Genomic DNA, 25,065 nt, shown 5'->3' with positions numbered 1-25,065 from the left:
TCTCACTCATGACACAGCGACTTCACGCTTTCCTGCTTGCCCTGACCCTCTCGGTGGGCAGCGTCACGGCTGCTGCCTCCGAGGCTAAGCCCTGGGAGCAGGCAGCCAGCCTCTACGAAGGCAAGGACTACAAGCAAGCCATCACTCGCTACGAGCAACTTCTCCAGCAGGAGGGGCCACGTGCTGGCATCTACTATAATCTAGCCTCCTGCTACTATCAGCTGGGGGATCTAGGGCACGCACGCCTCTATATAGAGCGTAGCCTACAGCTTGATCCCAGAGACGAAGCAGCCCAGGCCAATCGTCAGCTCATCCGAGCCAAGAGCATTGACCGCCTGGCCGACGGCAAAGGCTGGGTAGAGCGTACTGGGGAGCAGATGGCCTATACCCTACCCCTGCCCCTACTGATAGCCCTCAGCCTGCTGCTCTTCGCACTGGCAGCGGCAGCCTTCGTGCGCTTCTTCCTCGTGAGGCGGCGCAGCGCTCGCCGCTGGAGCTTCTACACGGGGCTGGGCTCGCTTGCCCTGAGCCTCTTCACGCTGGCCCTCATCCTTCACTGGGTGCACGAGCAGCACGAGGCTCGCCATCGAGCGGTCATTATCCATCCCGAGATCTCGGTATTTGCCTCGGGAGACGCGGATGCCGAGGCGCTCTTTAGCCTGCATGAGGGTACGCTCATTCGCATCAAGGGTGAGCCTTCTACAGCCCTCCAGCGCATTCCTATCACCCTGCCCGATGGACGTCATGGCTGGATCCCGAATGTCAGTCTAGAGTACGTAGTCCCGCGTCCTGCCTTGCCCTAGAGCCGCTCCACCCTATTTCCCTAAAGACAAAGCCCCGAGCACTGATACTGCTCGGGGCTTTGTTTTTTTACGCTACGGGCTTCGTCTCCTTTACCTTTCGACCTAGGTGTAACAGGCTCCTATTGTTTCTCTTCCTGCTAAGGGAGCTTGCCCTAAGCCTCTTGAAGGGCTTAGACTTAGCATGAGTGCGCAGCGCTCTGCCAAGGACTCCTCCATAGGGAAGCCCTGCTGCAAGCTCCACGGGGGATATCCCTCGGCCTCCTGACTGATAGCCCGCACGCTCGTGAGGGACGTCCCTCAGCGCCCCCACTGATATCCCTTAGAAGCCCTATTCCTATGCTCGTGAACTGCTGGGCTATCTTCTTCCCTTAGCTTAGAGCAAATCATAAGCAGCGGAGGAAGGTTTGGGCCCTAGCTGGCATCTGAGGCTGAGCGAAGGCGCCCCACAAAGGAAGCGAGCATAAAAGCAGCCGCCCGACCTACTGCTGGAGTAGATCGGGCGGCCGTCGTAAGTGGAAACTAGGCGAAGCCTACTTCTTCTTGGCAGGCAGGTGAATAGCCAGACCAAGAGCGTCAGCAATCGCTTCGTAGAGGGCTTCCGAATAGGTGGGGTGACCGTAGATCGTAGCGATGACCTCCTCTGCAGTAGCCTCCATCTCCATGATGAGCGAAGCCTGGCTGATCATCTCGGCAGCCATAGCGCCGATGATGTGGATCCCAAGGATCTCGCCATATTTGTTGTCGAGGATGACCTTGACGAAGCCTTCGGTCTCACCAGAGGCGAGGGCACGGCCGTTGGCCACGAAGGGGAACTTACCGACACGGATATCACCGTAGTGCTCGCGAGCCTGATCTTCGGTCAGACCGACGGTAGCTACCTCGGGACGCGTGTAGACAACGGAGGGAGCGGAGAGCATCTTCAGCTCGCGCTCGTTGCCGTGCAGCGCGTTCTCAGCAGCGACCTCACCCATGCGGAAGGCCGTGTGGGCAAGCATCTTCAGACCGTTGACGTCACCAGGAGCATAGATACCCTTGACGCTCGTCTCCATATACTTGTCGACCTTGATGCGACCACGCTCGATCTCGAACTCGATCTCGCCGACACCCTCGAGGTCGGGCACACGACCGATGGAGAGCAGCGCCTTCTCACCCTCGATCGCACGGCCATCCTTTAGGATAGCAGCGAGCTTGCCCGAGCGGTCCTCGATCTTGTCGATGGCGGCACCGGTGATGATCGTCACGCCGCGCTTCTCGAGTTCGCCGCGTAGCGTCTGCGATACTTCCTTGTCCAGAGCAGGGATGATGTAGTCTGCCATCTCGATGATGGTGACCTTCGTCCCGAGCGAGACCAGAGCCTCGGCCATCTCGACACCGATGACACCGCCACCGATGACGACTAGGCTCTCAGGACGCTCCTCGAGGCTGAGGATGTCATCGCTGGTCAGTACAGCGGGGTGATCAATGCCTGGGATATTGATGCGGCCAACCTTGGAGCCACCAGCGAGGATGATCTTATCCGCCTTGATGATGTCCTTACCGTCGACGACGACGTCCTTGTCGCGATTGATCTTACCGACACCGCGGAAGACCTCTACGCCATTGCTCTTGAGCAGCGAGTAGACTCCACCGGTGAGCTTCTTGACGACACCATCCTTGTACTTGACGAGCTTCTTCATGTCGACAGAGAAGCTCATGTCAGCGAAGTTGATCCCGCGAGCAGCTGCCTGAGCTACCCCGTCGAGGATCTCAGCGTTGCGCAGGAAGGTCTTGGTAGGGATACAGCCCTTATTGAGGCAGGTACCACCGAACTCAGCCTTCTCTACGATAGCGACCTTAGCACCGAGCTGAGCAGCGCGGATAGCAGCTACATAGCCAGCAGGGCCACCACCGATGACGCAGAGGTGATAGGAGCCGTCGAGGTGGATGAGGGGCTGGGGAGCACCTTCGTGTGCGGGGCCTTCCTTCTTCTCAGGGATGATCTCATCCTTGGAGGGGACGGTGTCGAGGCTCTCGCCTGCCTCACCGATATAGCCGATGACCTCAGCGATGGGCACGGTCTCGCCTGCCTGGTGGGTGATCTTGAGCAGGACGCCGGAGGCCTCTGCCTCGAGCTCCATGCTCGTCTTATCGGTCATGATCTCTAGGAGGACTTCACCAGCCTGCACGGGGTCACCCTCGTTCTTGCGCCAGCTTACGATCTCACCTTCTGTCATGTCTAGGCCCGTTTTGGGCATGATGATCTCTGTTGCCATATCTATTTAGGATCTTCTTTTGTGGTTCGTATGAGAGGGATTAAACGAGGAGAGGCAGTGGCGACTCCAGTGTAGCCTTGAGCTCCTGCATGAACTTAGCCGCAGCCAGCCCATTGATGACGCGGTGGTCGGAGGTGAGGCTCATCTTCATGATCGGACGGACGACGACCTCGCCATTGCGTACGACAGGCATTTCCTTCGTACCTGCGATGGAGAGGATGGCCGAGTTAGGCTGGTTGATGATCGAGGTGAAGGACTCGACGCCGTACATCCCGAGGTTGGAGATGGTGAAGGTGCTGCCTTCCTGATCGGCGGGCGTCAGCTTCTTGCCCACGGCGCGCTCGGTGATGTCCTTGAGGCGGAGCATCAGTTCGACGAGGCTGAGCTTCTCAGCGCCATGCACTACGGGCACCAGCAGACCCTCGTCCATACCTACTGCCATAGCGAGGTTGACGTAGTGGTGCAGCTCGATCTGAGAGCCGTCGGGCGAGAGCGAAGCGTTGATATAGGGATGATTCATCAGCGTGCGCACCACGGCGATGGAGATGATGTCCGTGACCGTGAGCTTCTTCCCCGTCTTCTCCTTGATGGGCTCGAGGAGCTGCTTGCGGAGCTTGGTAGCCTCGTACATGTCGACCTCGTAGTTCAGTACGAAGGTCGGTGCGGAGAAGTAGCTGTCGCTCATGCGCTTGGCGATGACGCGACGCATCATATTCATCGGTACGATCTCGACACCACCTTCGGGGGCTGCAGGTGCCGCAGCTGCAGGAGCAGCGGGAGCCTCGGCCTTGGGCGCAGCAGCCGCAGGAGCAGCCTTAGCAGCAGAGGGAGTAGCCGTGAAGGGATCGATGATCTGCTCAAGGTTGGTCGTATAGCGATCACCCAGTGCCGCAGCGACGTCCGCACGGCGGATCTTGCCACGAAAGCCCGTCCCCTTGATGGAGGAAGTATCCAGACCAAAGACTTCTGCGATCTTCTTTGCTAGGGGCGTGATCCCCCCACCCTGCTCGTAGCTGAAGTCAGCTACATCCTCAGCGTGGATGCGTCCCTTGAAGCCAGAGCCGACGATCTCGCTCAGCTCGACCCCCATGCGGTGTGCCAGTGAGCGAGCCGCAGGTGTGGCTCTTAGTTTATCATTTCCCATATATAGATTATTCATTAAGGTGCATAGCCCTCGCACAGTGTGGGAGGGCTATACACGATATCTGCATGATTGGCGAACTAGCGCTTGGTGTAGAGGCGCTCGATGTACTCGAGGATGCGGTTGGCATCGGGGAGCATAGCGACCTCCAGCGAGTGGTTGTAAGGCGTAGGGATATCCTCGGCTGCAAGGCGAAGGATGCGATTATCGAGGTAGTCGAAGGCATCGCTCTCGGTGATCACGGCTGCGATCTCGCCGAGGAAGCCGCCCGTCTTGTGCGCATCATTGACCAGCAGCACGCGGCCCGTCTTCTTCACGGAGTTGATGATCGCCTCCTTGTCCAGCGGCATGAGCGTCATCAGGTCGACGACCTCAACCTCGATGCCCTTCTCCAGGGCCATATCGGCAGCCTTGAGGACACGCTCCAGCATACGGCCGTAGGTGACGACGGTCACGTCCTTACCCGTACGCTTGAGGTCAGCCTTGCCGATGGGCAGTACGAAGTCGGGGTCGGTAGGTACCTCGCCCTTCATGTTGTACTGAGCCTTGTACTCAAGGAAGATCACGGGATTGTTATCACGGATGGCAGCCTTGAGGATACCCTTGACATCAGCAGGGGTACCAGGGGCTACGACCTTGAGGCCAGGGATGTGGCAGAACCACGCCTCTAGGCTCTGCGAGTGCTGAGCAGCCGAACCAAGGCCCGAGCCAGCAGCACAGCGGAAGACTACGGGTACCGAGCCCTTACCACCGTACATATAGCGCGTCTTGGCAGCCTGGTTGACGATGTTGTCCATCATATAGACAATGAAGTCCATGAAGGTCACGTCCACGATGGGGCGCATCCCCGTCAGAGCTGCCCCTACGGCAGCACCCGAGATGGCATTCTCCGAGATGGGGGTATCACGGACGCGCTCGCTACCGAACTCCTCCAGCATCCCTACAGAGGTACCGAAGTCACCACCATAGACACCGACGTCCTCACCGATGAGGAAGACGTTCTCCTCACGGCGCATCTCTTCGCTCATAGCCTCGATGATGGCGTCACGCACGGACATCACCTTTGTTTCTTGTCCTTCTATCATAATAGTCTACTTGTTTGCTTGGGGTTAATGGAAGGCCCGAATGCTATTCGGTGAAGATATCCTCGAAGGCAGACTCGGGAGCGGGCTCTGGTCCCTTGCGGCCGAAGTCGACAGCCTCATCAACGGCTGCATGGCTAGCAGCCTCGAGGGCATCGAGCTCCTCGGTCGTGGCGAGCTTCTTGTCGACGAGATAGTTGCGGAACTTGAGGATAGGATCCTTCTTCTTCCACTCGTCTACCTCTTCCTTGGTGCGGTACTTACCGGGGTCGGAGGTCGAGTGGCCATACCAGCGGTAGGAGATAGCCTCGACGAGCACGGGACCCTTGCCTGCGCGGACGTCCTTGATCACCTTATCCATGGTCTCACGTACGGCCATCACATCGTTACCATCCTCGATGAAGACCCCGGGGACGCCGTAGGCAGCTGCACGCTCATAGACGTGCTTGGTGCGCATCACGGAGCTGATGGGCGTAGAGATACCGTAGCCGTTATTGATACAGTAGAAGATCACGGGAAGATCCCAGATCGCTGCCATATTGAGGGTCTCGTGGAAGGAGCCTTCGTTGGTAGCCCCATCACCGAAGCAGCAGATGACGATCTTGCCCGTCTTCTTCATCTTCTGCGTGAGGGCTGCACCGATGGCGATACCCATACCACCACCTACGATACCGTTGGCACCGAGGTTACCAGCGTCTACGTCTGCGATGTGCATCGAGCCACCCTTACCCTTACAGACACCATTGGCCTTACCCATGATCTCAGCCATCATGCCATTGAGGTCGATCCCCATAGCGATACTCTGACCGTGACCACGGTGGTTGGAGGTGATGAGGTCACCCTTCTCGAGCCCGCAGATAGCACCGACGTTAGCGGCCTCCTCCCCTACGGAGAAGTGGGTCATCCCAGGGACTTCGCCTCGGCGCACCAGCTGGTTCACCTTGTTGTCGAAGTTGCGGATATCCTCCATCTTGCGGTACATCTCCAGCAGATCTTCTTTCTTAAGCTTTGCCATAACTGTATAAATGTTTGATACTCTTTGTCTCTATGCTCTGAGCGCTCAGCGTGAGAGCCGCTCGCTCCGTGTCTCCATAGCCCTCACTCCTTAGTCCTCTCAGTACGCCCTCCTATTAAAGGAATTCTTTCTTCAATAAGTGCGCCTATTGCTATGTTGACTGCACAAAGATAACACATAAATGAGATATTGTGCGCCTAGGTAATAGATTCCATCTATACCACTGCCTTTCTTGCCTTATCAAGCACCCCAGAAGCCTGCTATAGCGGGGCTATGCGAGCAGCTCGAGCAGCGATATATTGGGCTCTGTATTTGCTCTTTTTGCGCTCAGCCTAGCCTCGTGATTCTCGGGGCTCTAAGGTGGGCGGAGCTACGTCTTAGAGGAAGGCTAGCCCAGCCAAGATGAGCGCCTTGCCTCAAGCGGCACGCTTCTCCTCGGCCTTGGCGCGCGAGATCGTCACGAGCCATACCCCGAGGAAGACGAGGACGATGGCCGCGAGGTGCAGCCAGCCGAAGGAGGCCAGCCCGAGTACCACGCTCACCACGACGGCCACGATGGGCTGTACATAGTTGTACATGCTCACCACTGTCGGCCGTAGGCTCTGCTGTCCGTTGATCATGAGGAGGTAGCTGACGAAGGTGCCGAAGAAGACGACATAGCCTACCTCTAGGCCCGTCTTGAGGCTGAGGGAGCTCCAGGGCGTGGCGCTTAGCTCTCCCACGGTCAGCGGAAGCGCCATGATCGAGGCCCAGAGGAACATCCATTTATTGACTGTAAAGACGGAGTAGCGCCGTGCCAGCTTGCTGAAGAGCGCTAGATAGAGTGCGTAGCTCACTTGGCCACCCATACAGAGCAGGTCGCCCCAGATATTGCCCCCAGGAGCGGTACCACTTGCCCGAGAGCTACCGAGGACCAGGAGCAGCGCGCCCGTACAGCCTAGGAAGACGCCTAGGCCTTTCTTGCCCGTGATGGGCTCGCCGAGGATCAGCGCCGCGAGGATCATCGCGAAGATAGGCATCGTCGTCGTGACGATCCCTGCGTTCACGGGACTCGTAAGGCTCAGCCCGAGTGTGAAGCAACACTGGTTGCACAGCAGCCCGAAGACCGCCGCGAGGATGAAGCGATAACGATCCTTCCGCTCTACGCCCTCCTTAGGGGCGAAGAGCGAAGCAATCCAAAACAGAGCAGCTCCTCCGAGTAAGCGGCAGGCTACCAAGGTGAAGCCCGTGATCCCATGCTGCATCGCATCCTTCCCGAGCGGTGCCATCAGTCCCCAGCAACAGGCATCCCCAAGGAGGCTCAGGTGCGCCAGCAAGGTCTGTCTATCGATCTTATTCATGCCGCAAAGGTACGACAAAGCCTTAGCCTACCCTTGCTACAAGCAAAGGCCAAGGCATTATCCGTATCGGATCGAGGAAGGATGGCCTTTGGGGCTCGCCAAGCGGCACTGCGAAGCAAAGCCCTAAGTACAGAGGCGGGAGCTCGAACTAATAGATAAGTCGCAGCGGCTCACCCAAGCTGTCCCAGACAAGGGCGCACAGCGAAGCAAGGAGGCGATCGCCTAGGCTAAGCTCCGTGAAGGATATCCCTCAGCCTCTGGATAGATATCCCTCGTGCTCGTGACGGACACCCCTCAACTTCCTCACTGGTATCCCTCAGCAGTCCTCCCCCTTATATCTGCGAGCAGCCGCAGCAGCAGGGATACCACCCTCTCCCAGCGATGAGATAGCATTCTTGGGAGGACCGCTCCCCTACTTGACACGAGCAAGGGATGACGACGTGAGCCTTTACAAGCTGTTCCTTTTGCTCCTTGCCGAAGGAGGCCAGGCAAGCGGCGAGCATTGTTTAGCCTTAACCCTCGCGCGACAAGCGGAGGCTCGTCCCCCACTGTGCGACGGAGGGCAAGCAAAAAAGAAGAGCGCCTCTCCCGATCACTAGTATCGGAGGAGGCGCTCTCTACTTAGGGGAGCGAGGCACTGCTACTTATCGTAGGGCGTACGAGGGTAGAGCATATCCCACCACTCGGGCTTGTCCTGCAGGTACTTGGCAAACCAAGCACAGATGGTACGGATCCAGATGTCCTGGCGCTCGGGCTCGAGGATGTGATGGTCTTCGCCCGTGAACTCAACCAGCTCGACAGGGCGACCGAGGATCTTCAGCGCATTGTAGAGCGCCGTGCTCTCGCTGGGGGGCACGTTGACGTCTGAGGTGCCGTGTAGCAGCAGGAGCGGTGTGTGGATCTTGTCGGCGTTGAAGAGCGGGCTGTGCTTGGTGTACAGCTCAGGGTTGTTCCAGGGATAGCTGGAGGCCGAGGCCACAGAGCTGTAGCCTACCCCCCAGTAGCCCCCAGCCCAGTAGCTGGATATGGAGCTGATCCCTGCGTGGCTGATGGCAGCAGCGAAGAGATCCGTCTTGGTCTGCAGGTACTGCGTCATGAAGCCGCCGTAGCTAGCACCACAGCAGCCGATCTTCTTGATGTCGACATAGGGATGCTCCGCGGCGAAGGTCTTGACAGCCCCGATGATATCGTCTGCCGTCTTAGTGCCCCAGGCATTCAGATGGTCGGCAGCGAAGGCCTGCCCGTAGCCTGTGCAGCCTCGTGGGTTCAGCGAGTAGGCGATATAGCCCTGAGCTGCGAACATCGCGAGGTTGTAGGTCGTCTCCAGCTGACGCGTCAGGGGCACGGTGCCCCCGTAGTAGTAGACGATCATCGGATACTTCTTCTTGGGGTCGAAGTTGGGCGGCAGGTAGTACCAGCCATCGATCTTCACGCCATCGGGTGTGGTGTAGACGAAGTCCTTGGCAGCGGTGAAGCGTACATCGCGCAGCTTCTCGGCCGAGAGGTCCCAGACGAGCTGTTCCTTGCTCGCCCCTGCGATGCGGTAGAGGCGGCTCGCGTTGTTGAGGCTCTGCCCGATGTACCAGAGGTCACTACCGAAGCGGGCCACGCCTAGCGAGCGGACGACCTCCTCGCTCGTGGGGATCTGGCTGATCTTATTGCTGCGGACATCGAGCTTGTAGAGCGACTTGCGGCTGCCGTTCTCCGCCGTGAAGACGAAGGCGTGGAGCTTCCCCACGTAGTGGACAGCTTCCACGTTGGGGTCGAAGTCGCGCGTCAGTGCCGTCACCTTGCCCGTAGGGATATGCAGGCGGAAGAGCTCGTGCTCGTAGCCGTTGGCCGTACGGCCTAGCGTATTGGCGATGCCACCGAAGGCATCGGGTGAGCCCTCGATGAGCAGGTCATCGGTGCCAGGGATGAAGGAGGTACCAGCGATATTGAACTGATCGCGGAAGATCGTGTCGATGCGTCCCGTCTCGGGCGTGTAGCGGTAGAGCGTCGTCTGATTGTAGGGCGTCTCCGTCCACTTGGTCTTGTGCTCCGAGATGAGGAGCTGCTTGCCATCCTCCGTTATCCCCTGGATGGAGGCCGAGTGCAGCCCGTAGAGGAGCGGCGTATAGGCGCCTGTGCGGATGTCGTAGCGGTAGATGCTCGTACGATGGCGCCAGCCTGGCATACGGTCATTGGGTGAGAGGCGGCGTATGGCCATGGGGTGCTTCTCTGGGCCCTTGTCCTGCTGGTAGATGTAGAGGGTCTGCTCATCGGGACCGATCGCATAGCTGGTGCCCGGGAGCTGATCCACCCACACCGAGCTCTCGCCCGTGGCAGGGTTGATCTTGAGCAGCTGTTGCGAAAGACCATTGTAGCGCTGCAGCACGAGCATATCCTGCTTGGGCATCCACTGAGCCCCCGAGAGGTGCTGCGTGGTGCGGATGATCTTGCCCGAGGCATCGCGTAGCTCCTGATAGGTGGCACCCTTCTTTGGAGCTCGGTCGGAGTAGGTCACCAGGACGTAGCGCCCCGAGGGGGACACCGCAGCGGAGTAGAGCTGCTTACCATGCGTGATATAGTTCCAGTCGATGTAGCGGGTACCCGCTGTGCTAGCAGCGGAGTCAAGCGGGGCGAACTTCGCCTCAGGCTCATACGCCAGGCGGAAGTCTCCGCTGACACTATCCCCTGGCATCCCGAGGACGCGCACCTGAAGCGTGCCATGCGTCGCCTCGAGGCTCAGCGGCAGCGAGAGGGCGGGCTCGGAGTCTGAGGTGGCGGGGCGCTGCTCGTTGGAGCCCAGGAGGCGCTCCCCGAGGTAGAGGGCATAGCGTCCGCGGCCATGCAGCTTGATCTTGCCACGCGTGTAGCCTGGGGAGACGAGGTTGAAGGAGTAGATGCTCAGCGTGGCGGCGTCTCCCTTCGGCGCCCTGGGCACGGAGAAGATCCCCCCCGCTGAGGCCGCGATGGGCTGGGCATTATGCTCCTTGAGGGCATAGGGCTGCTTGATCTGGCTCAGGAGGTCGAAGGGGCGATTCTGCACATTGACCGAGTCGATAAGCATAGGCCGTCTCAGGCTGATCTCGCTATAGCGCTTGCCGTGAGTCAGCTGCTGCGCCTCTAGCTGCCCTCCCGTGAGGAGCAGGAGACCTAGGGCGCATGTCGTGATAGATCGGATCATGAAATAGGTATGAGTTAGGTATAAGCTGGGTGTTCGTTCAGAGCGAGGAGTCTATCGCCCTCCATCCTGGCTACCAAGGGATGGAGATCGAGGCTGAGGCAATAGGGGACGGAGTCAGCAAAGCCCGAGGCCACGAGGCGCTGATAGTGCTCACTCTCTCTGAGGTAGCGGACGCGCTCCCCTAGGCTCAGACAATGTGCTCGCCAGAGGTCGCACATCATGCGGGTAGCGTCGTCAGCCGCCTGGCCTAGTCCGAGCTTCTCAGCTCGATGGGCCAAGGCTCCCGCGTAGAGCATATCCTCCATAGAGGCTTGCCCGCGCCAGCCTGCAGCTAGGACGAGGATGTCGCGCCCCGCGGCAGCACAATGCTCTAGGGTCGCATTGAGATTGATGAAGGCCCCGACGAGGAGCTCCTCAGCCCCATGCTGCTGGGCGATGGTGATGGAGCGGGTACCGTTGGTCGTCGTGAAGACGATGTCACAGCCGCTTACGGCCTCGTAGCTATACTCGGCAGGGTCATTGCCCAGCTGGGCGAAGGCGCAGCGGCGCGTGTCTCGCTCTGCTGCGACGAGGCAGTCTGCAGATTGCCCCAGGCGCTCGGCCTCCTCGGTACTAGCTACGGGGATGATGCTGCGTGCTCGATGGGCCAGCGCTGTCACCATGGTCGTACTGGCGCGGAAGATATCGACGACGATCACACAGCAGCCTAGGCGATGGTAGAGCGGATAGAGCTCGGAGGAAGGACAGAGATAGATGTTCATGCAGATAGCTAAAGAGCCTCCTGCATCCCGCTCGGGGGATACAGGAGGCTCTACTAATAAGAAGCCTAAGCTCTAGGGTAATGAGGATAAAGGCGCGACATATAGCCTGGGCACCTTAGATTCCTAGCTCCTGGCGGATGGTGGCGATCTTGTCCAGACACGCTGCCTCGGCCTCGGCGAGCTCCTCGATCTTGGTGAGCTTGCCGCGCACCCCGATGTAGAACTTGATTTTAGGCTCCGTCCCCGAGGGGCGGATAGAGACCTTGGTACCGTCCGCCGTCTTGTACTGGAGGACGTTGCTCGTCGTGGGCATGTCGAGCGTGAATACCTCACCCTTGTCGATCCAGCGGCCCTCGAGCTTGGCGTAGTCAAGCACCTCAACGACCGGGCTGCCTGCTAGTGTCTTCAGCGGGTTCTCGCGGAAGTTCTTCATCATAGCCTCGATCTCCTCGGCGCCGCTCTTGCCCTTGCGGACGACACTTACGCCCTGCTCCTTGTACAGACCGTACTCAAGGAAGACCTGCTGCAGCAGTTCGTAGATCGAGAGACCCTTATCCAGAGCCCAGGCTGCAAGCTCGCAGAACATGGCGCAGGCCGAGACCGAACTCTTGTCGCGGATGAAGTCCTCGCGAAGGAAGCCATAGCTCTCCTCTCCGCCACCGATGTAGTTGCGCTTGCCTTCGTTCTGACGGATGACGTCGGCGATCCACTTGAAGCCCGTGTAGCAGTCGAAGAGCGTTACCTCGTTCTTCTCTGCGATGGCGCGGGTCAGCTCAGTCGTAACGATGGTCTTTACCACGTAGTCCTGGGGCTGCAGGCGACCAGACTCCTTGCGGCTCATGATCGCATAGTAGACCAGCAGGGAGCAGATCTCGTTCCCATTGATGAGGACGATCTTGCCCTCCGTGTTGCGGACGGCTACCCCGATACGGTCAGCATCGGGGTCAGAGGCTAGCACGAGGTCTGCTCCTACTTCCTCAGCCTTACGGATCGCGAGCTCAAGCGCAGCGGGCTCCTCGGGGTTGGGCGAGTGGACTGTGGGGAAGTTGCCACTGACGACATCCTGCTCAGGGACGTTGATGATATTGGTGAAGCCGATGGCGCGTAGTGTCTCAGGGATGATACGTACGCCCGTGCCGTGGATGGGCGTATAGACGATCTTGAGGTCGTGGTGGCGGGCGATGGACTCGCGCTGGGGAGCGGAGAGGCTAGCCACACGCTCGATGAACTTCTTATCAAAGTCCTCCCCGATGTACTCGATGAGCTCGGGGCGTGCCTCGAAGCGGATATCCTCGACCTTGGTCACCTTGTTCACCTCGATGATCGTATTGCGGTCGTGCGGGGCGATCATCTGGGCACCATCGCTCCAGTAAGCCTTATAGCCGTTGTACTCCTTGGGGTTGTGCGAGGCGGTGATCATCACCCCACTCTGGCAGCCCAGCTCGCGGATAGCGAAGGAGACCTCTGGCGTAGGACGGAGGCTCTCGAAGAGATAGACCTTGATGCCATTGGCGGAGAAGACCTCTGCCGTGATGCGGGCGAAGACATCGCTATTGTTGCGGCAGTCATGGCCGATAGCTACGGCGATCTGCGGGAGCGAGGCGAATTCGCGCTTGAGGTAGTTGGCTAGCCCCTGCGTCGCAGCCCCTACCGTGTAGCGGTTCATGCGATTAGAGCCTACGCCCATAATCCCACGCAGCCCACCTGTGCCGAACTCTAGGTCCTTGTAGAAGGCCTCCACTAGCTCTGTTGTATCGGGGTTGTCTAGCATACGCTGTACCTCAGCACGCGTCTCAGCGTCATAGCCTGGGGCAAGCCAGGCACTGGCTTTAGCTCGCACCTGGGCGAGGAGATCGTTTTGCTCCATGTGTCTTATGTGTATAATAGTTATATATCGACGTCTCGTGCACTCGTGTGCGCTGAGGCAAAGATAAGCATTTCGATGGGTATCAAGATAAGGATCCCCCTAGCCTAGACCTTGTGGCCGTACGCTAGAGGGATACCTATATATAGATGAGTGTGGAGCTACCACTTCACGCTGAGGCTCCAGGTCGTAGCCTTAGAGAGAGCCTTGCGCACGGCTTCGGTAGCCTGGTTCCCAGAGAGCACCAGCTCTGCCTTGTAGGCAGGGAGCTTCTCGATGATCTGTACGAGCTGAGCTTCGGTAACATCAGGGTTCTCTCGGAGGTCTAGGCTCTGTAGGCCCTGAGTTAGATACCCTACAAGGCCAAGGATCGTCGCCTGCTTTAGGTTGTGGAGCTGCAGGTCACGAACGCGAGCCTGTCCTACAGGTCCCAGCTTCGGATTGGCCCCATCTAGCTCGACGACATCCATAGCGATCGAAGGCCCCCAGAAGAGGTCGCGCAGCTGTGGCTTGTTCTTCAGGGCGAGACGAGCTAAGGGGGTAAATCCTAAAACATGCGAGAAGCCAAAGCGTTGCAGCTTCTTGCTCTCGACGAGATCGATCGTACCCAGCTTAGCCGCATCGGGCGTATGCAGGACGAGCATTCTCAGCTCAGGGAGCTGCGCCCAGCCCTCGACGGCGAAGACGGGACGATACAGAAGGAGCGTCTCAAGGCTACGCGGTAGTACGAGCTTACCTAGCGTCGTACTGACATCATTCATATTGTCATTCAGCCAGCGGCGGAGCGAGTTCAGGTCGGCCTTCTCGATGTCCGCAGTAGGACGTCGGCCGATGGTCAGATGCTTGAGCTTACCGAAGTGCGACAAGTCTAGAGCCTCCTGCGTATTTGCTCCTACGAGGGAGAAGTCCTCTAGATTAGGGAGCCCCTTGAAGGAGAGCTTGGCGAGCTTGGAGCCCGTAGCTGATACGGCGAGCTTCTTCAGTCTGGGGAGATCCTGGTCGAGGACAAGCTCGGTAGCCTCGGGGATCTCGATGCTCAGCGTGTCACGGATCCCATCGATGCCGACGAGGCCACTGGCCCCCGCGACGAAGCTGTTACCCTCCTGCGTAGCCCCCGAGATCGTCAGCCCCGTGCTGGGTGCGACGATCTGTAGGCGCTGACCTGCTGCCAGACGAATCTTTACGGAAGACGCTGCAGCAGACGCCTCGGGCTTGGCCTTGTTGGGCTCGGTGATCTCCTTGTTAGGCTCATCATTCTTGCTGCCGCAGGAGCTGGCCGTATAGGCGGTCAGTGTGAGGAGTGTGGTGAGGATGAGGATTTTCTTCATTGTTCCTTTGTCTTAATGGTGATACTAGGGACGCCTTAGGCTGGCTAGGCTATTGTTACCCCAGCCTTAGAGGATCTTCCTCCCAGGCCTAGAGCGATTCGTAGAGGCGCACCCACCCATGTTCGTCTGGGTAGTCGCCGTACTGGATGGCACGTAGACGTTCGTAGAGGGCCGTCGAGATAGGGCCAGGATTGCCATCCTTACTGATGATGTACTGCTTGTGCTCATCGAGGTCATCGACACGCAGGATAGGGCTGATGACCGCAGCGGTACCGCAGGCGCCAGCCTCCTCAAAGGTCGCTAGCTCATCGACGTGCACGGGGCGCTGCTCTACCTTGAGCCCCATATCCTGAGCCAGCTGCATGAGGCTCTTGTTGGTGACCGAGGGCAGGATAGAGCTACTCTTAGGGGTGATGTAGGTGTTCTCACGAATGCCGAAGAAGTTCGCAGGGCCACACTCATCGATGTAGAGCTTCTCCTTTGCATCGAGGTAGATGACGGCGGAGTAGCCCAGCTCGTGGGCGAGGACACCGGACTTGAGGCTAGCGGCATAGTTCCCCCCTACCTTATAGGTACCCGTACCCAGGGGTGCAGCTCGGTCGTAGCCACGCATGATCGCCATGGGCGAGGGGCGGAAGCCCGTCTTGAAGTACGCCCCTACGGGGGTGACGAAGACGAGGAAGAGGTATTCGTTGGCAGGGGCGATCCCGACCTGCTTCCCTAGTCCAATCAGTAGGGGACGGATATACAGCGAGGCTCCGCTCTCATAGGGAGGGATGAAGTCCTTGTTGAGCTCCAGGACGCGGTCGATCGCCTCGAGGAAGCGCTCCGTAGGGAGCTCGGGCATGAGGATGCCTCGGCAGGTGGACTGCAGGCGCGCGGCGTTCTCCTCAGGGCGGAAGACGCGTACCTTGCCATCACGACCACGGAAGGCCTTGAGTCCCTCGAAGGCCTCCTGTCCATAGTGAAGCGAGGTAGCCGCCATCGGAATCGTGATCATCTCCGAGTCAGAGACCTCGAGCTCGCCCCAGGCACCATCACGCCAGTAGCAGCGTACATTGTAGTGGGTGGGATGATAGCCGAAGCCGAGCGAGCTCCAGTCAAGTTCCTGTTTGTTCTCCATAATTATAGCCATAGTTTGTTATCGTGTACGATGGGGAGCTCTAAGAACTCCCTAGGGCAAAGGTAAAGAAAAAGCAAAGAACAACAGAGGAGGGGCAGGGAGCGTGCTACAGACGCTCTCTGCCCCTCTCCTTATTTATATAGGAAGGCGGTCGCTAGCCTTCGCTGACGATACGGTAGGTATCCTTGGCGATCATATACTCCTCGTCGGTGGCTACGACAGCGACCTTAACGCGGCTATCGGGGGCGCTGATCAGCATCGTGCGGCCCATGGCCTGCTGGTTCAGCTCCTCATCGATCTTGATGCCGAGGAACTCCAGCCCCTGGCACACCTCGGTACGCATAGGGGGGCGGTTCTCCCCTACCCCAGCGGTGAAGATCAGTAGGTCTAGACCACCCAGCGCGGCAGCGTAGGCGCCGACGTACTTCTTCACTCGATAGGCGTGCATAGTGATGGCTAGACGATCGCGGTGACTACCTCCCTCGGCGGCCTTAGCGACGTCGCGCATATCCGAGCCCTGGGTGCTGATGCCCTCCAACCCACTTTTCTTGGTCAGGAGGTGCGTCAGGTCCTGCAGGCTCAGCTCAGTCTTGCCCACCTCCTTATCATTCTTGAGGTAAGGCGCGATGAACTCGGGACGGTAATCCTTCTTCGCCAGGAGGAAGTCTAGTACCCCGCTGTCGATGTCCCCAGCACGCGTACCCATCATGAGGCCTTCGTTGGGCGTCAGTCCCATAGAGGTATCGATGCTGCGACCGTTCAGGATCGCAGCCATAGAGGCACCACTACCCACGTGGGCGGTCACGATCTTGGAGTTCGCTAGGTCTATGCCTGCCAGCTCGGCCCCTACCTCACTGACGTACTGATGGCTCGTACCGTGGAAGCCGTAGCGACGGATGCCGAACTCCGAGTAGAACTCGTAGGGCAGCGCGTACATGAAGGCGTGCTCGGGCATCGTCTGGTGGAAGGCCGTGTCGAAGACACCCACCTGAGGCACCTGGGGCAGCACCTTGGTCACGGCCTCGATCCCGAGGATGTTGGCAGGGTTGTGCAGCGGAGCCAAGGGCACGCACTCACGGAGCTTCTCGAGGACCTCGGCATTGATACGGACGCTGGAGGCAAAGCGCTCACCTCCGTGCACGAGGCGATGGCCGATAGCGTCGATCTCATCGAAGGAGGCTACGAAGTGCTCCTCGCGGAGGATGTCGAGGATGATCTCTACACCACGCGTGTGGTCGGGGATGGGTAGGTGACGCTCCTCCTTGGTGCCGTCGGGACGCTTGAAGCGGATGAAGGAGTCGTTGATACCGACACGCTCTTCATTCCCCGAGGTGAGGACACGGTAGGTAGGGAGCTCGATGAGGGCAAACTTCAGCGAGCTGCTCCCACAGTTGAGGACTAGGATCTTCATAAGGTTTATCCTGGGATGGTGAGACTAAGGGGGCGGAGCTAGGCCTTCTTGGCCTTCAGGGCGATGGCCTGATTGGCGGTGATGGCAGCCATCTTGTAGATGTCCTCGACCGAAGCTCCACGGCTCAGGTCATTGACGGGGGCAGCCATACCCTGCAGGATAGGCCCAACAGCCTCTGCCCCAGCTAGGCGCTGCACCAGCTTGTAGCCGATATTCCCAGCCTCGAGGGAGGGGAAGACCAGGACATTGGCCTTGCCTGCTACGAGGCTATCGGGAGCCTTGAGCGAGGCGACCTTGGAGACCAGGGCTGCATCCAGCTGCAGCTCTCCATCGAGCAGCAGCTCAGGAGCCTGCTCCTTAGCCAGGCGCGTAGCCTCGACGACCTTATCTACCATCTCGTGGTGGGCACTGCCCTTGGTCGAGAAGCTCAGCATAGCGATGCGGGGCTCGATGCCTGCGATGGCACGAGCCGAGTCGGCCGAGGAGATCGCGATCTGTGCGAGCTCGGGCGCAGTGGGGTTGGGCATGACGGCGCAGTCAGCGAAGAGCAGTAGTCCGTTGTCGCCGTAGTCTCCATGAGGGAGGAACATCAGGAAGATCCCGCTGACGCAGCTGATGCCTGGCGTCGTCTTGACGATCTGCAGTGCTGGGCGCAGCACGTCCCCCGTAGCATTGATCGCACCAGCTAGCTCGCCGTCGGCATCGCCGGCCTTGATCATGAGGCAGCCTAGGTAGAGGGGATCCTCGACGAGGATAGCAGCCTGCTCCTCGGTGAGGCCCTTACTACGGCGCAGCTCCAGCAGGAGCTCCTTATAGGCTTCCTTCTTGGCGTGCTTCTTCGGGTCGAGGAGCTCGGCCTTATCTATATTACGTAGACCGAGGTCGTGTGCGCGAGATCGGATAGCGTAGGGGTCACCGATGAGGGTTAGACGGACGACACCGTCACGCAGCAGGCGGTCTGCTGCCTTAAGAGTACGCTCCTCTGTCCCTTCGGGGAATACGATGTGCTGAGGGTTAGCCTTAGCTCTATCGATAATGTCCTGAATCAGATCCATAGTAATGGTAGATTTGTTGATGTTGTTAGTTCGCTTTGCTCAAAGGTACGGAATATCTACTGGCTTTCCCAAGGTCGTGCTTAAATTCCCAATAGAGAGCATGAATCTTTTTGCTGCGCCCTCCCCCTGGGGCTAAGGCAATGATCCCCTACAGCATAGAGAGTCCGGAGGTGCTTTGCACCCAGGAGAAGCACTCTTGGGGAAGGCTGGCAAGTGCGGGCCTTTGGGCTCGAGGCTAGCACCGCAAGGCTAAGGCGGAGCCCTACCCTATCTCTCCCGAGGCTGAGGGATATCCGTCAGAGCGCTGAGGGCTATCAGTCAAGCTCCTGATGGATGCCAGTCAGCCCCGTGAGGGATATCAGTCAGCGAGCCCCCGATATGAGAGGGGCTGCGCGCACCGATATAGAGGACGCCTCTCCGTATCATATTAGGTGATCCCCTTCGGGGAGCTCCCTTTGCTTCGGGAGCCGTCGGCAGCAAGCTAAGGGCAGCGCCCGAGCTAACTATAGATAGGTAGCCGAGGAAGTCGAAATCACTACATGAGGGTATGGCGAAGGCTCTGGAGCTAGCGTACCTTTGCACCCGTAGTTTAGGAACCTCAATATCTCGATTACACCTAACCGCAATGATCAAAAGAATCTCTCTACTAGCCGCCTGCGCTAGCCTCGCCCTCTTCGCCTCGAGCTGCAGTAAGAAGGACGAACCCTCCAAGGCGAATGCCAAGACCGTCGTCATCGACGCGACCAGCTATACCGACTATGTGTACTTCTCCTTCGAGCAGGGCAAGGTAGTCAAGACCGCCAAGTACGACGACGAGGCCATCAAGAAGGACCAGAGCTGGGACCTCGGGCTGCACCGCTATGAGTTCCGCACCAATAGCGGCACCTCAGGCTCGGGCAAGGGTGGCGCCTACGAGACCTCGGAGACCAACATCAATGCCTCCATCCCCGTCCCCGCGAGCGTGGAGACCGACAAGATGCAGCCCCAGCTCATAGCCTCCCCCCACTTTGGCGGCGGCAATCCATCGAAGAGCCTCTTCGACTCCTACGTCAACACGCCTGCCAACCTCGTCCTCACCACGACGCGTGAGCTCAAGGAGGTCCCCGGTAGCCCTATGCCTGTCTTCAAAATCATCCGCCGCGGCGCCATCGTCCAGGACCTCTCTGTACACCTCGGCGGGAGCAATACAGGCGGCCCCAGCACGGTGGTCAGCGACAAGGTCTACATCGTGCGTACGGCCACTGGGAAGCACGCCAAGGTCAAGGTACTCTCCCATAAGGGCATCCTCAATGGCAAGGCCGATGTGACGGCCGTCATTACCCTCCAGTACGTATACCCTATCGACTAGCAGCGATGCGGCCCTAGGCCACACGCCCCTACGGTATGCCCCAAGCACGACCTCGATCCGACTCGTGCTTGGGGCGTCCCATTAAAGCCTACCCCATGCGCTTAGTATTACCTCTCCTCTCCCTCTCGGCGCTCAGCCTGTCGCCCGAGCTCTTGGCACAGACCTCTACGCAGGATAGCGTCGCGCGCAGCTACGCCATCTCAGAGGTCGTCGTCACGGGGACACAGACCCCGCGCCTACTGAAGAAGCTCCCCATCATGACCCAGGTCATCAGTCGCAAGGACCTGGAGCGCGTGCAGCCACGCTCGGCAGCCGATGCCCTGCAGATGACCATCCCAGGGGTCAACGTTACCGTCCACGGAGCACAGTACCGCGTGTCAATCCAGGGCATGACGGGGGACTACATCCTCTTCCTCATCGACGGGGAGAAGATCACCTCCGAGGGGAACGGGGTGGTAGACCTCAATCGCATCGACATGACGACCATCGAGCGCATCGAGATCATCCGTGGGGCTGCCTCCGCCCTTTATGGCTCCAATGCTATAGGTGGCGTAGTGAACTTCATCACCAAGAAGGCGAGCAAGCGGCTCCAGGCCACTGCTGGCCTCGACTACAGCAGTGAGGGGCAGACACGCTATACGGCAGGGCTCATGGCGCGCTACAAGGGGCTCTACAGCAGCACCTCGCTCGGCTACACCGACCTGAAGGGCTACACCATCCCCACACGTAGTGGGGCGACCGACCAGCTGGCGCAGAACGCGGTGATGGGGAGCAAGACCCAATACTTCGGCCAGAGCCTTCGCTACCGCCCCGAGGGGGATCGACTCGAGCTCTCGGCCTTCGTCCGCTACAGCTTCCGCGACCAGGAGCAGGACGGCGCCACGCGCAATCACTACCGCACACACAACCTCGGCGGCAAGGGCTACTACGCCTTCTCCGACCGCTCCAGCCTAAGCCTGGACTACAACAACGAGCTCTACGACCGCTCCTATTGGTACACCTACGTAGGTAGCAAGAGCCCTGTCTTCCTCTTCCATGCCCATACGGCACGCCTGCAGTACAACTATGGTAAGGAGGGCTCCACACCCATACTGGCCAATATCGGTGGCGAGCTCTACGCCGAGGACCTCAAGGGCAACCGCATCTCCGAGGACGGCGCTACACGCCGCGCCGCGCTCTATTCGCTCTACGCCCAAGGGGAGTGGCATGCGACTGAGCATTGCTCCGTGGTGGGCGGACTCCGCTACGACAGCCACAGCCGCTTCGGGGGGCACCTCTCTCCGCGCCTCTCGGTACTCTACAGCGTAGACCGTATGCGCCTCCGAGCCTCCTACTCGGAGGGCTTCCGCTCGCCCTCGATCAAGGAGCTCTTCATGAGCTGGGACCACCTCGGGATGTTCTTCATCAAGGGCAACGACGGGCTTCGCCCCGAGACCAGCCGTATGCTTAGCCTCTCCTCCGAGTGGCAGACACAGCAGCTCAACCTCACCCTCATCGCCTCCTACAATGAGATTAAGAACCGCATCAGCATGGTCGAGGAGGACGGCGGCGATACCCAGCGCTATCGCAATACCTCCACCAAGGCGCAGCTCCTGAACCTGCAGGCTAGCCTGCGCTGGCGTCTGCCGCTAGGCTTCCACTTCGCTGGGGACTACGTATGGCTACGGGATCTCGACCGCGTGATGAGTAAGTCTGGACGCAGGCTCCCCTTCGCCAGCACGCGTCCGCACAACTTCACCAGCACGCTCGGCTGGGAGCATCGCCTAGGTCGATACGCCCTCAGCGCTAGCTATACCCTACGTGGGTCGAGCAGCGTAGAGACCGCTCAGTACAATACCGACCTCAAGGATTACCTCGCCGTGCGGCATGAGGGCTTCACCCTCTCCCGCCTCCATGCGGGCATCGCCTGGCGCGATCACGTTCGTCTCGGGGCAGGGATAGACAACCTCTTCGACTACCACCCCGAGACGCTGAACGTCACGGGCTCGACCTCCCCAGGCCGTAGCTACTACCTCTCCCTCGGCCTCTCGCTCTAGCAGCCGCCTTGGGACAAAAGACATCCGCCCCCACCGCGAGCTCATGTATGGGCTCGTGGTGGGGGCGGATCTGTATCGGGGGACCTCGGGCTTAGCTATGGGGATCGAAGGACTTTGCCTAGCCCTTCAGCCTACGCTCCCGCGCCTCGCGGTAGTGCTCCAGCTGGAGTATCGCCTGGCTATCGAGGGCATCCCGCAGCTCTAGCCCTGCCGCTCGGTAGAGGCGCGTCACCCTATTGTCCTCGGCTGGGATAGAGCTGAGGAGCTCGAGATCTGGGGCAGCGTCCCTCAGACCCTCCTGCCGCTGCGCGTAGAGGACCTGGTAGGGCAAGACGACATTGATGATCAGGAGGTCGCAGAGGCTGCCCGTGATCGCGGCGCGTGCTGGCTGTCCCTCGACCTCCGCCCCAGCAGCGGGTAGTGTGAAGAGCTCGTGCAGCGCGCGGCGCGTCTTTGCTCTCAGGCAGCGATCCCCGAGGAAGTCACGGCGCGTGAGGAGGGCAGCGAGCTGCAGCAGACGACGCTCGGGGAGGTTGGCGGGACGCGTCCGTGCACGGCGGAAGGTGCCTGCTCCCAGCGCGCGAAGCTCGTACTTATGCCGCAGGAAGTGATATTCCTCGGCGAGCTGCGTCCTATAGGCGCCCTCGGGCAGTACCTCGATGAGCCCAGCTTGCCCCAGTAGGAGCGCCTCCACTTGATCCAGGCGGTCACTGTGCTTCTGCAGTAGGTGCAGGTGCAGGGCAAAGGCTAGGCGCTCCATGGCCTCACTATTGAGCGCGCCGCCGAAGTAGCGTAACAGCTGTGCCCAGAAGCACTGCCCCCAGTCTCCCGAGGCACGCTCCAGCAGCTGCGCGCAGGCCTGCACCTTGGCCTGCATGCGTGCTCTATAGAGACAAAGGAGGAGGCTGGAGCGCTCCTCTGCACTGAGGCTAAGGAGCGCCTCCGCTGAGGAACGGCTGTAGAGCTGCTCGACCAGCGCCGCCTGCTCCTCGGGCTGAGTGCGGGGGACGAGGATGAGGCAGGTCGGCAGCTCCTGTCCATTGAGCCCCGCCACCTGCCGATTGTCGACCTCGACGACATGCAAGATCACCGAGCTGTAGGCAGGGTCTGCGTGGTGCCCATGGGCAAACCACTCGGAGGCGGCATGATGGATCTCGACACAGCCCACCCATAGGAGCTGGTCGATGCGTATGCGGGCGGCGAAGAAGTCGGGGCCTGCATGGAGGTTCAGTTCGCCTGGGTCGAGCACCTCGATGCGTGCACCAGCCAGCGCTCCCGTAGGGATGAGCTGATCGTAGCGCTGATGTAGCCAGAGGTAGTGAAGGAAGGCTTCCATGGTGGGGAGATAAGGTAGTGGGCTGTGTCTTCTGTGGTGTCGGAGGCTAGAGCTCCGTATAGCGGGGCAGCTGCGGCAGCGGGCTGTAGCTCTGCCCCTCGTAGTCGATGCGCCAGGCGTAGTGTGTGAGGCCGTTGCTCAGGACTAGGTAGGGGACGCGCAGGGCATAGTTGTAGCGGACGATCTGCTGGAGGACCTTGTCGGTGATCGGCACCTGGGGCGCCTTGTACTCGAGGAGCATCAGCGGGCGCAGCTGGCGGTCGTAGACGACCGTATCGCAGCGCTTCTTGGTCTGTCCGAGCTCCAGCCCCACCTCATTCATCATCAGCCCTGAGGGGTAGCCTAGATAGCTGAGGAGGTAGTGCACGAAGTGCTGGCGCACCCACTCCTCGGGGGTGAGGCGCACCGCCTTGCGACGTAGCTCATCATATATATAGGTCTTGCCCGAGCGCTGGCTGAGGCGTGGCTCGTAGCTAGGCAGGTTTAGCTCCATGATGCGTATCTTTGTGCTGTCTCTGAGATGAGACTAAGCGCTAAGATACCTAAATAATCAGTCACGCCCTCGCGGCACCTAATGCGAGCCCTATGCCCACCTATGATGAGCTGACCAAAGCGATCAAGTCTAAGTCCCTTGCTCCCGCCTATCTGCTAGCCGGTGAGGAGCCGCTGTACATCGACCGACTGGCACAGCTCCTGCTGGACACGCTGATCCCCGAGGAGGAGCGTGACTTCAACCTCAGCGTGCTCTATGGCGCTGAGGTCGGAGCCCGCGACATACTCACCGAGGCCATGCGCTTCCCTATGATGGGGGATCGGGTACTGGTCGTGGTGCGAGAGGCCCAGCTCATCAAGGACCTCGACCTCCTGGCAGAGCACCTCGAGGCCCTCCCCTCCTCGACCTGCCTGGTGCTGTGCTACAAGAAGAAGCCCGACAAACGCAAGGCCCTCTACAAGCGCCTCGAGGCCGCTGGTGCCGTCTACGAGTCCAGCCGCATCTATGACTCCAAGCTCCCCGACTTCATCACTAAGAGCTTTGCCCAGCAGCAGCTCGCCATAGACCCACGGGCAGCTAGCCTCATGGCCGAGGCCACGGGGAACGATCTAGAGAAGATCCTGGGCGAGGTCGAGAAGATCGCTCTCGCGCTGAGTGCCCGGCAACAGCGTCAGGTGGGGCTGGACGAGATCGAGCAGTATATAGGGGTGAGCAAGGAGTACAACGGCTTCGAGCTGCAGTCTGCCCTCATCAAGCGTGACGCTGCCCGCGCCTATCGCATCGCCTTCTACTTCTCGGCCAACGAGCGCAACCACCCCATCCAGCAGATCCTCGCCATGCTCTTCGGCTTCTTCAGCAACCTCATGGCCGTGCACTATATGGGTGCTCGGGACGAGCGTAGCATAGCCGCGGGGCTGAAGATCTCACCCTACGCTGCCCGTGACTACAACCTCGCGCGGACGAACTATAATGCGGCTCAGGTCTTCGCCATCATCCGTCAGCTGCGCCTGCTCGACGCCTATTCCAAGGGCGTAGACGCTAGTATCCCGAGCTCCGAGCTCTACAAGGAGCTCGTCACACGCGTCCTCGACGCCTAGCCCTCAGCCCCCGCTCAGTGTGGCAAGCCAAGTGCCCCAGCAAAGCGATAGGCAAGCCGCACCTCCAGTGAGGGATATCCCTCAGCACGCTGACTGCTATCCCTGAGGCTCGTGACTGACGTCCCTCAGCTCCCTGACTGATATCCTTCACGGCACCTCTCCCTATAGCTTCGCGCCGCTGCCGCACGAGCAGCGACCTTCCTCCTCATTATATTGGGGTACATGAGCTGCATTCCTTCAGTCTCACTTTACCCTGCGGGGAGTACGCTTACACACGGCTCGCCTCCCCTCTTTGGCTTTGGGTGAGGAGGCCCGCAGAGGCCTGTCCCTTCATCCCTCGCGGGTGGAGAGCGGCAATGAGGCCTGGGCAGCACGATGCGCCAGGATAAGGCGGGCAGCCCTCCACATTAG

The 25,065-nt window shown here is 59.7% G+C and carries 18 protein-coding genes; 4 read left to right on the top strand and 14 right to left on the bottom strand.

Going from position 1 to position 25,065, the window contains the following annotated elements; all coding sequences use genetic code 11:
* The first annotated feature begins 8 nt into the window (after nt 1-8).
* The gene (locus tag J4862_RS03655; RefSeq protein WP_211789379.1) at nt 9-803 is read left to right on the top strand and encodes a tetratricopeptide repeat protein; all 795 of its coding nucleotides are present in this window, start codon (nt 9-11) and stop codon (nt 801-803) included.
* A gap of 530 nt (nt 804-1,333) precedes the next feature.
* On the opposite strand, the gene lpdA is transcribed toward J4862_RS03655, so the two are convergent.
* The 12 genes from lpdA to pta all read right to left on the bottom strand — a co-directional run bounded on the left by lpdA (nt 1,334) and on the right by pta (nt 18,344).
* Nucleotides 1,334-3,055: a dihydrolipoyl dehydrogenase gene (gene lpdA, locus J4862_RS03650; RefSeq protein ID WP_211789378.1), complete on the bottom strand. Its 1,722-nt coding sequence runs from the start codon at nt 3,053-3,055 to the stop codon at nt 1,334-1,336.
* 40 nt (nt 3,056-3,095) lie between these two features.
* Nucleotides 3,096-4,199 (bottom strand): dihydrolipoamide acetyltransferase, encoded by a 1,104-nt coding sequence (locus J4862_RS03645; RefSeq protein ID WP_211789377.1) that lies wholly within the window; start codon nt 4,197-4,199, stop codon nt 3,096-3,098.
* A 77-nt stretch (nt 4,200-4,276) separates the two neighbouring features.
* Complete coding sequence (locus J4862_RS03640) at nt 4,277-5,281, bottom strand: alpha-ketoacid dehydrogenase subunit beta (RefSeq protein ID WP_211789376.1); 1,005 nt, start codon at nt 5,279-5,281, stop codon at nt 4,277-4,279.
* 43 nt (nt 5,282-5,324) lie between these two features.
* The gene (locus J4862_RS03635) at nt 5,325-6,293 is read right to left on the bottom strand and encodes a thiamine pyrophosphate-dependent dehydrogenase E1 component subunit alpha (protein ID WP_211789375.1); all 969 of its coding nucleotides are present in this window, start codon (nt 6,291-6,293) and stop codon (nt 5,325-5,327) included.
* Between the two features lie 416 nt (nt 6,294-6,709).
* Complete coding sequence (locus J4862_RS03630; protein WP_211789374.1) at nt 6,710-7,633, bottom strand: DMT family transporter; 924 nt, start codon at nt 7,631-7,633, stop codon at nt 6,710-6,712.
* Between the two features lie 640 nt (nt 7,634-8,273).
* The gene (locus J4862_RS03625) at nt 8,274-10,802 is read right to left on the bottom strand and encodes a S9 family peptidase (protein ID WP_211789373.1); all 2,529 of its coding nucleotides are present in this window, start codon (nt 10,800-10,802) and stop codon (nt 8,274-8,276) included.
* Between the two features lie 14 nt (nt 10,803-10,816).
* Nucleotides 10,817-11,563 carry a 2-phosphosulfolactate phosphatase gene (locus J4862_RS03620; protein ID WP_211789372.1) on the bottom strand — a complete coding sequence of 249 codons (747 nt, stop codon included), beginning with the start codon at nt 11,561-11,563 and terminating at the stop codon, nt 10,817-10,819.
* A gap of 115 nt (nt 11,564-11,678) precedes the next feature.
* On the bottom strand, nt 11,679-13,430 hold the full coding sequence (locus tag J4862_RS03615) for a phospho-sugar mutase (RefSeq protein WP_211789371.1): 1,752 nt from the start codon (nt 13,428-13,430) through the stop codon (nt 11,679-11,681).
* A 158-nt stretch (nt 13,431-13,588) separates the two neighbouring features.
* The gene (locus tag J4862_RS03610) at nt 13,589-14,755 is read right to left on the bottom strand and encodes a hypothetical protein (protein WP_211789370.1); all 1,167 of its coding nucleotides are present in this window, start codon (nt 14,753-14,755) and stop codon (nt 13,589-13,591) included.
* A gap of 88 nt (nt 14,756-14,843) precedes the next feature.
* Nucleotides 14,844-15,878, bottom strand: a complete 1,035-nt coding sequence (locus J4862_RS03605; protein WP_211789369.1) for a branched-chain amino acid aminotransferase — start codon at nt 15,876-15,878, stop codon at nt 14,844-14,846.
* 154 nt (nt 15,879-16,032) lie between these two features.
* Nucleotides 16,033-17,289, bottom strand: a complete 1,257-nt coding sequence (locus J4862_RS03600; protein ID WP_211789368.1) for an acetate/propionate family kinase — start codon at nt 17,287-17,289, stop codon at nt 16,033-16,035.
* 38 nt (nt 17,290-17,327) lie between these two features.
* Nucleotides 17,328-18,344, bottom strand: a complete 1,017-nt coding sequence (gene pta, locus J4862_RS03595) for a phosphate acetyltransferase (protein WP_211789367.1) — start codon at nt 18,342-18,344, stop codon at nt 17,328-17,330.
* A gap of 625 nt (nt 18,345-18,969) precedes the next feature.
* Here pta and J4862_RS03590 point away from each other — a divergent pair.
* Together J4862_RS03590 and J4862_RS03585 are read left to right on the top strand one after the other, a co-directional pair.
* Complete coding sequence (locus J4862_RS03590) at nt 18,970-19,692, top strand: HmuY family protein (RefSeq protein WP_211789366.1); 723 nt, start codon at nt 18,970-18,972, stop codon at nt 19,690-19,692.
* A gap of 95 nt (nt 19,693-19,787) precedes the next feature.
* The gene (locus J4862_RS03585) at nt 19,788-21,728 is read left to right on the top strand and encodes a TonB-dependent siderophore receptor (RefSeq protein ID WP_211789365.1); all 1,941 of its coding nucleotides are present in this window, start codon (nt 19,788-19,790) and stop codon (nt 21,726-21,728) included.
* A gap of 118 nt (nt 21,729-21,846) precedes the next feature.
* Here the strand turns inward: J4862_RS03585 and J4862_RS03580 are convergent, their stop codons facing one another.
* Both J4862_RS03580 and J4862_RS03575 read right to left on the bottom strand, forming a co-directional pair.
* Nucleotides 21,847-23,064: a DUF2851 family protein gene (locus J4862_RS03580; RefSeq protein WP_211789364.1), complete on the bottom strand. Its 1,218-nt coding sequence runs from the start codon at nt 23,062-23,064 to the stop codon at nt 21,847-21,849.
* Nucleotides 23,065-23,110: 46 nt separating this feature from the next.
* Nucleotides 23,111-23,560 (bottom strand): type I restriction enzyme HsdR N-terminal domain-containing protein, encoded by a 450-nt coding sequence (locus J4862_RS03575; RefSeq protein WP_211789541.1) that lies wholly within the window; start codon nt 23,558-23,560, stop codon nt 23,111-23,113.
* Nucleotides 23,561-23,649: 89 nt separating this feature from the next.
* Between J4862_RS03575 and holA the strand changes: the two genes are divergently transcribed.
* Nucleotides 23,650-24,654 (top strand): DNA polymerase III subunit delta, encoded by a 1,005-nt coding sequence (gene holA, locus J4862_RS03570; RefSeq protein WP_211789363.1) that lies wholly within the window; start codon nt 23,650-23,652, stop codon nt 24,652-24,654.
* Nucleotides 24,655-25,065 lie beyond the last annotated feature (411 nt).

It is taken from the genome of Porphyromonas sp. oral taxon 275, assembly GCF_018127745.1.
GTDB lineage: Bacteria > Bacteroidota > Bacteroidia > Bacteroidales > Porphyromonadaceae > Porphyromonas.
The sequence above is the reverse complement of the archived record's forward strand: the minus strand, read 5'-3'. Positions and strand labels throughout refer to the sequence as shown.

Coding starts and splice junctions, on each gene's coding strand:
- J4862_RS03615 (WP_211789371.1), bottom strand. CDS start 13,430: ATGGAGCAAAACGATCTCCTCGCCCAGGTGCGAGCTAAAGCCAGTGCC.
- J4862_RS03605 (WP_211789369.1), bottom strand. CDS start 15,878: ATGGAGAACAAACAGGAACTTGACTGGAGCTCGCTCGGCTTCGGCTAT.
- J4862_RS03625 (WP_211789373.1), bottom strand. CDS start 10,802: ATGATCCGATCTATCACGACATGCGCCCTAGGTCTCCTGCTCCTCACG.
- J4862_RS03580 (WP_211789364.1), bottom strand. CDS start 23,064: ATGGAAGCCTTCCTTCACTACCTCTGGCTACATCAGCGCTACGATCAG.
- J4862_RS03590 (WP_211789366.1), top strand. CDS start 18,970: ATGATCAAAAGAATCTCTCTACTAGCCGCCTGCGCTAGCCTCGCCCTC.
- J4862_RS03610 (WP_211789370.1), bottom strand. CDS start 14,755: ATGAAGAAAATCCTCATCCTCACCACACTCCTCACACTGACCGCCTAT.
- J4862_RS03585 (WP_211789365.1), top strand. CDS start 19,788: ATGCGCTTAGTATTACCTCTCCTCTCCCTCTCGGCGCTCAGCCTGTCG.
- J4862_RS03635 (WP_211789375.1), bottom strand. CDS start 6,293: ATGGCAAAGCTTAAGAAAGAAGATCTGCTGGAGATGTACCGCAAGATG.
- holA (WP_211789363.1), top strand. CDS start 23,650: ATGCCCACCTATGATGAGCTGACCAAAGCGATCAAGTCTAAGTCCCTT.
- J4862_RS03630 (WP_211789374.1), bottom strand. CDS start 7,633: ATGAATAAGATCGATAGACAGACCTTGCTGGCGCACCTGAGCCTCCTT.
- lpdA (WP_211789378.1), bottom strand. CDS start 3,055: ATGGCAACAGAGATCATCATGCCCAAAACGGGCCTAGACATGACAGAA.
- J4862_RS03645 (WP_211789377.1), bottom strand. CDS start 4,199: ATGGGAAATGATAAACTAAGAGCCACACCTGCGGCTCGCTCACTGGCA.
- J4862_RS03655 (WP_211789379.1), top strand. CDS start 9: ATGACACAGCGACTTCACGCTTTCCTGCTTGCCCTGACCCTCTCGGTG.
- pta (WP_211789367.1), bottom strand. CDS start 18,344: ATGGATCTGATTCAGGACATTATCGATAGAGCTAAGGCTAACCCTCAG.
- J4862_RS03600 (WP_211789368.1), bottom strand. CDS start 17,289: ATGAAGATCCTAGTCCTCAACTGTGGGAGCAGCTCGCTGAAGTTTGCC.
- J4862_RS03620 (WP_211789372.1), bottom strand. CDS start 11,563: ATGAACATCTATCTCTGTCCTTCCTCCGAGCTCTATCCGCTCTACCAT.
- J4862_RS03640 (WP_211789376.1), bottom strand. CDS start 5,281: ATGATAGAAGGACAAGAAACAAAGGTGATGTCCGTGCGTGACGCCATC.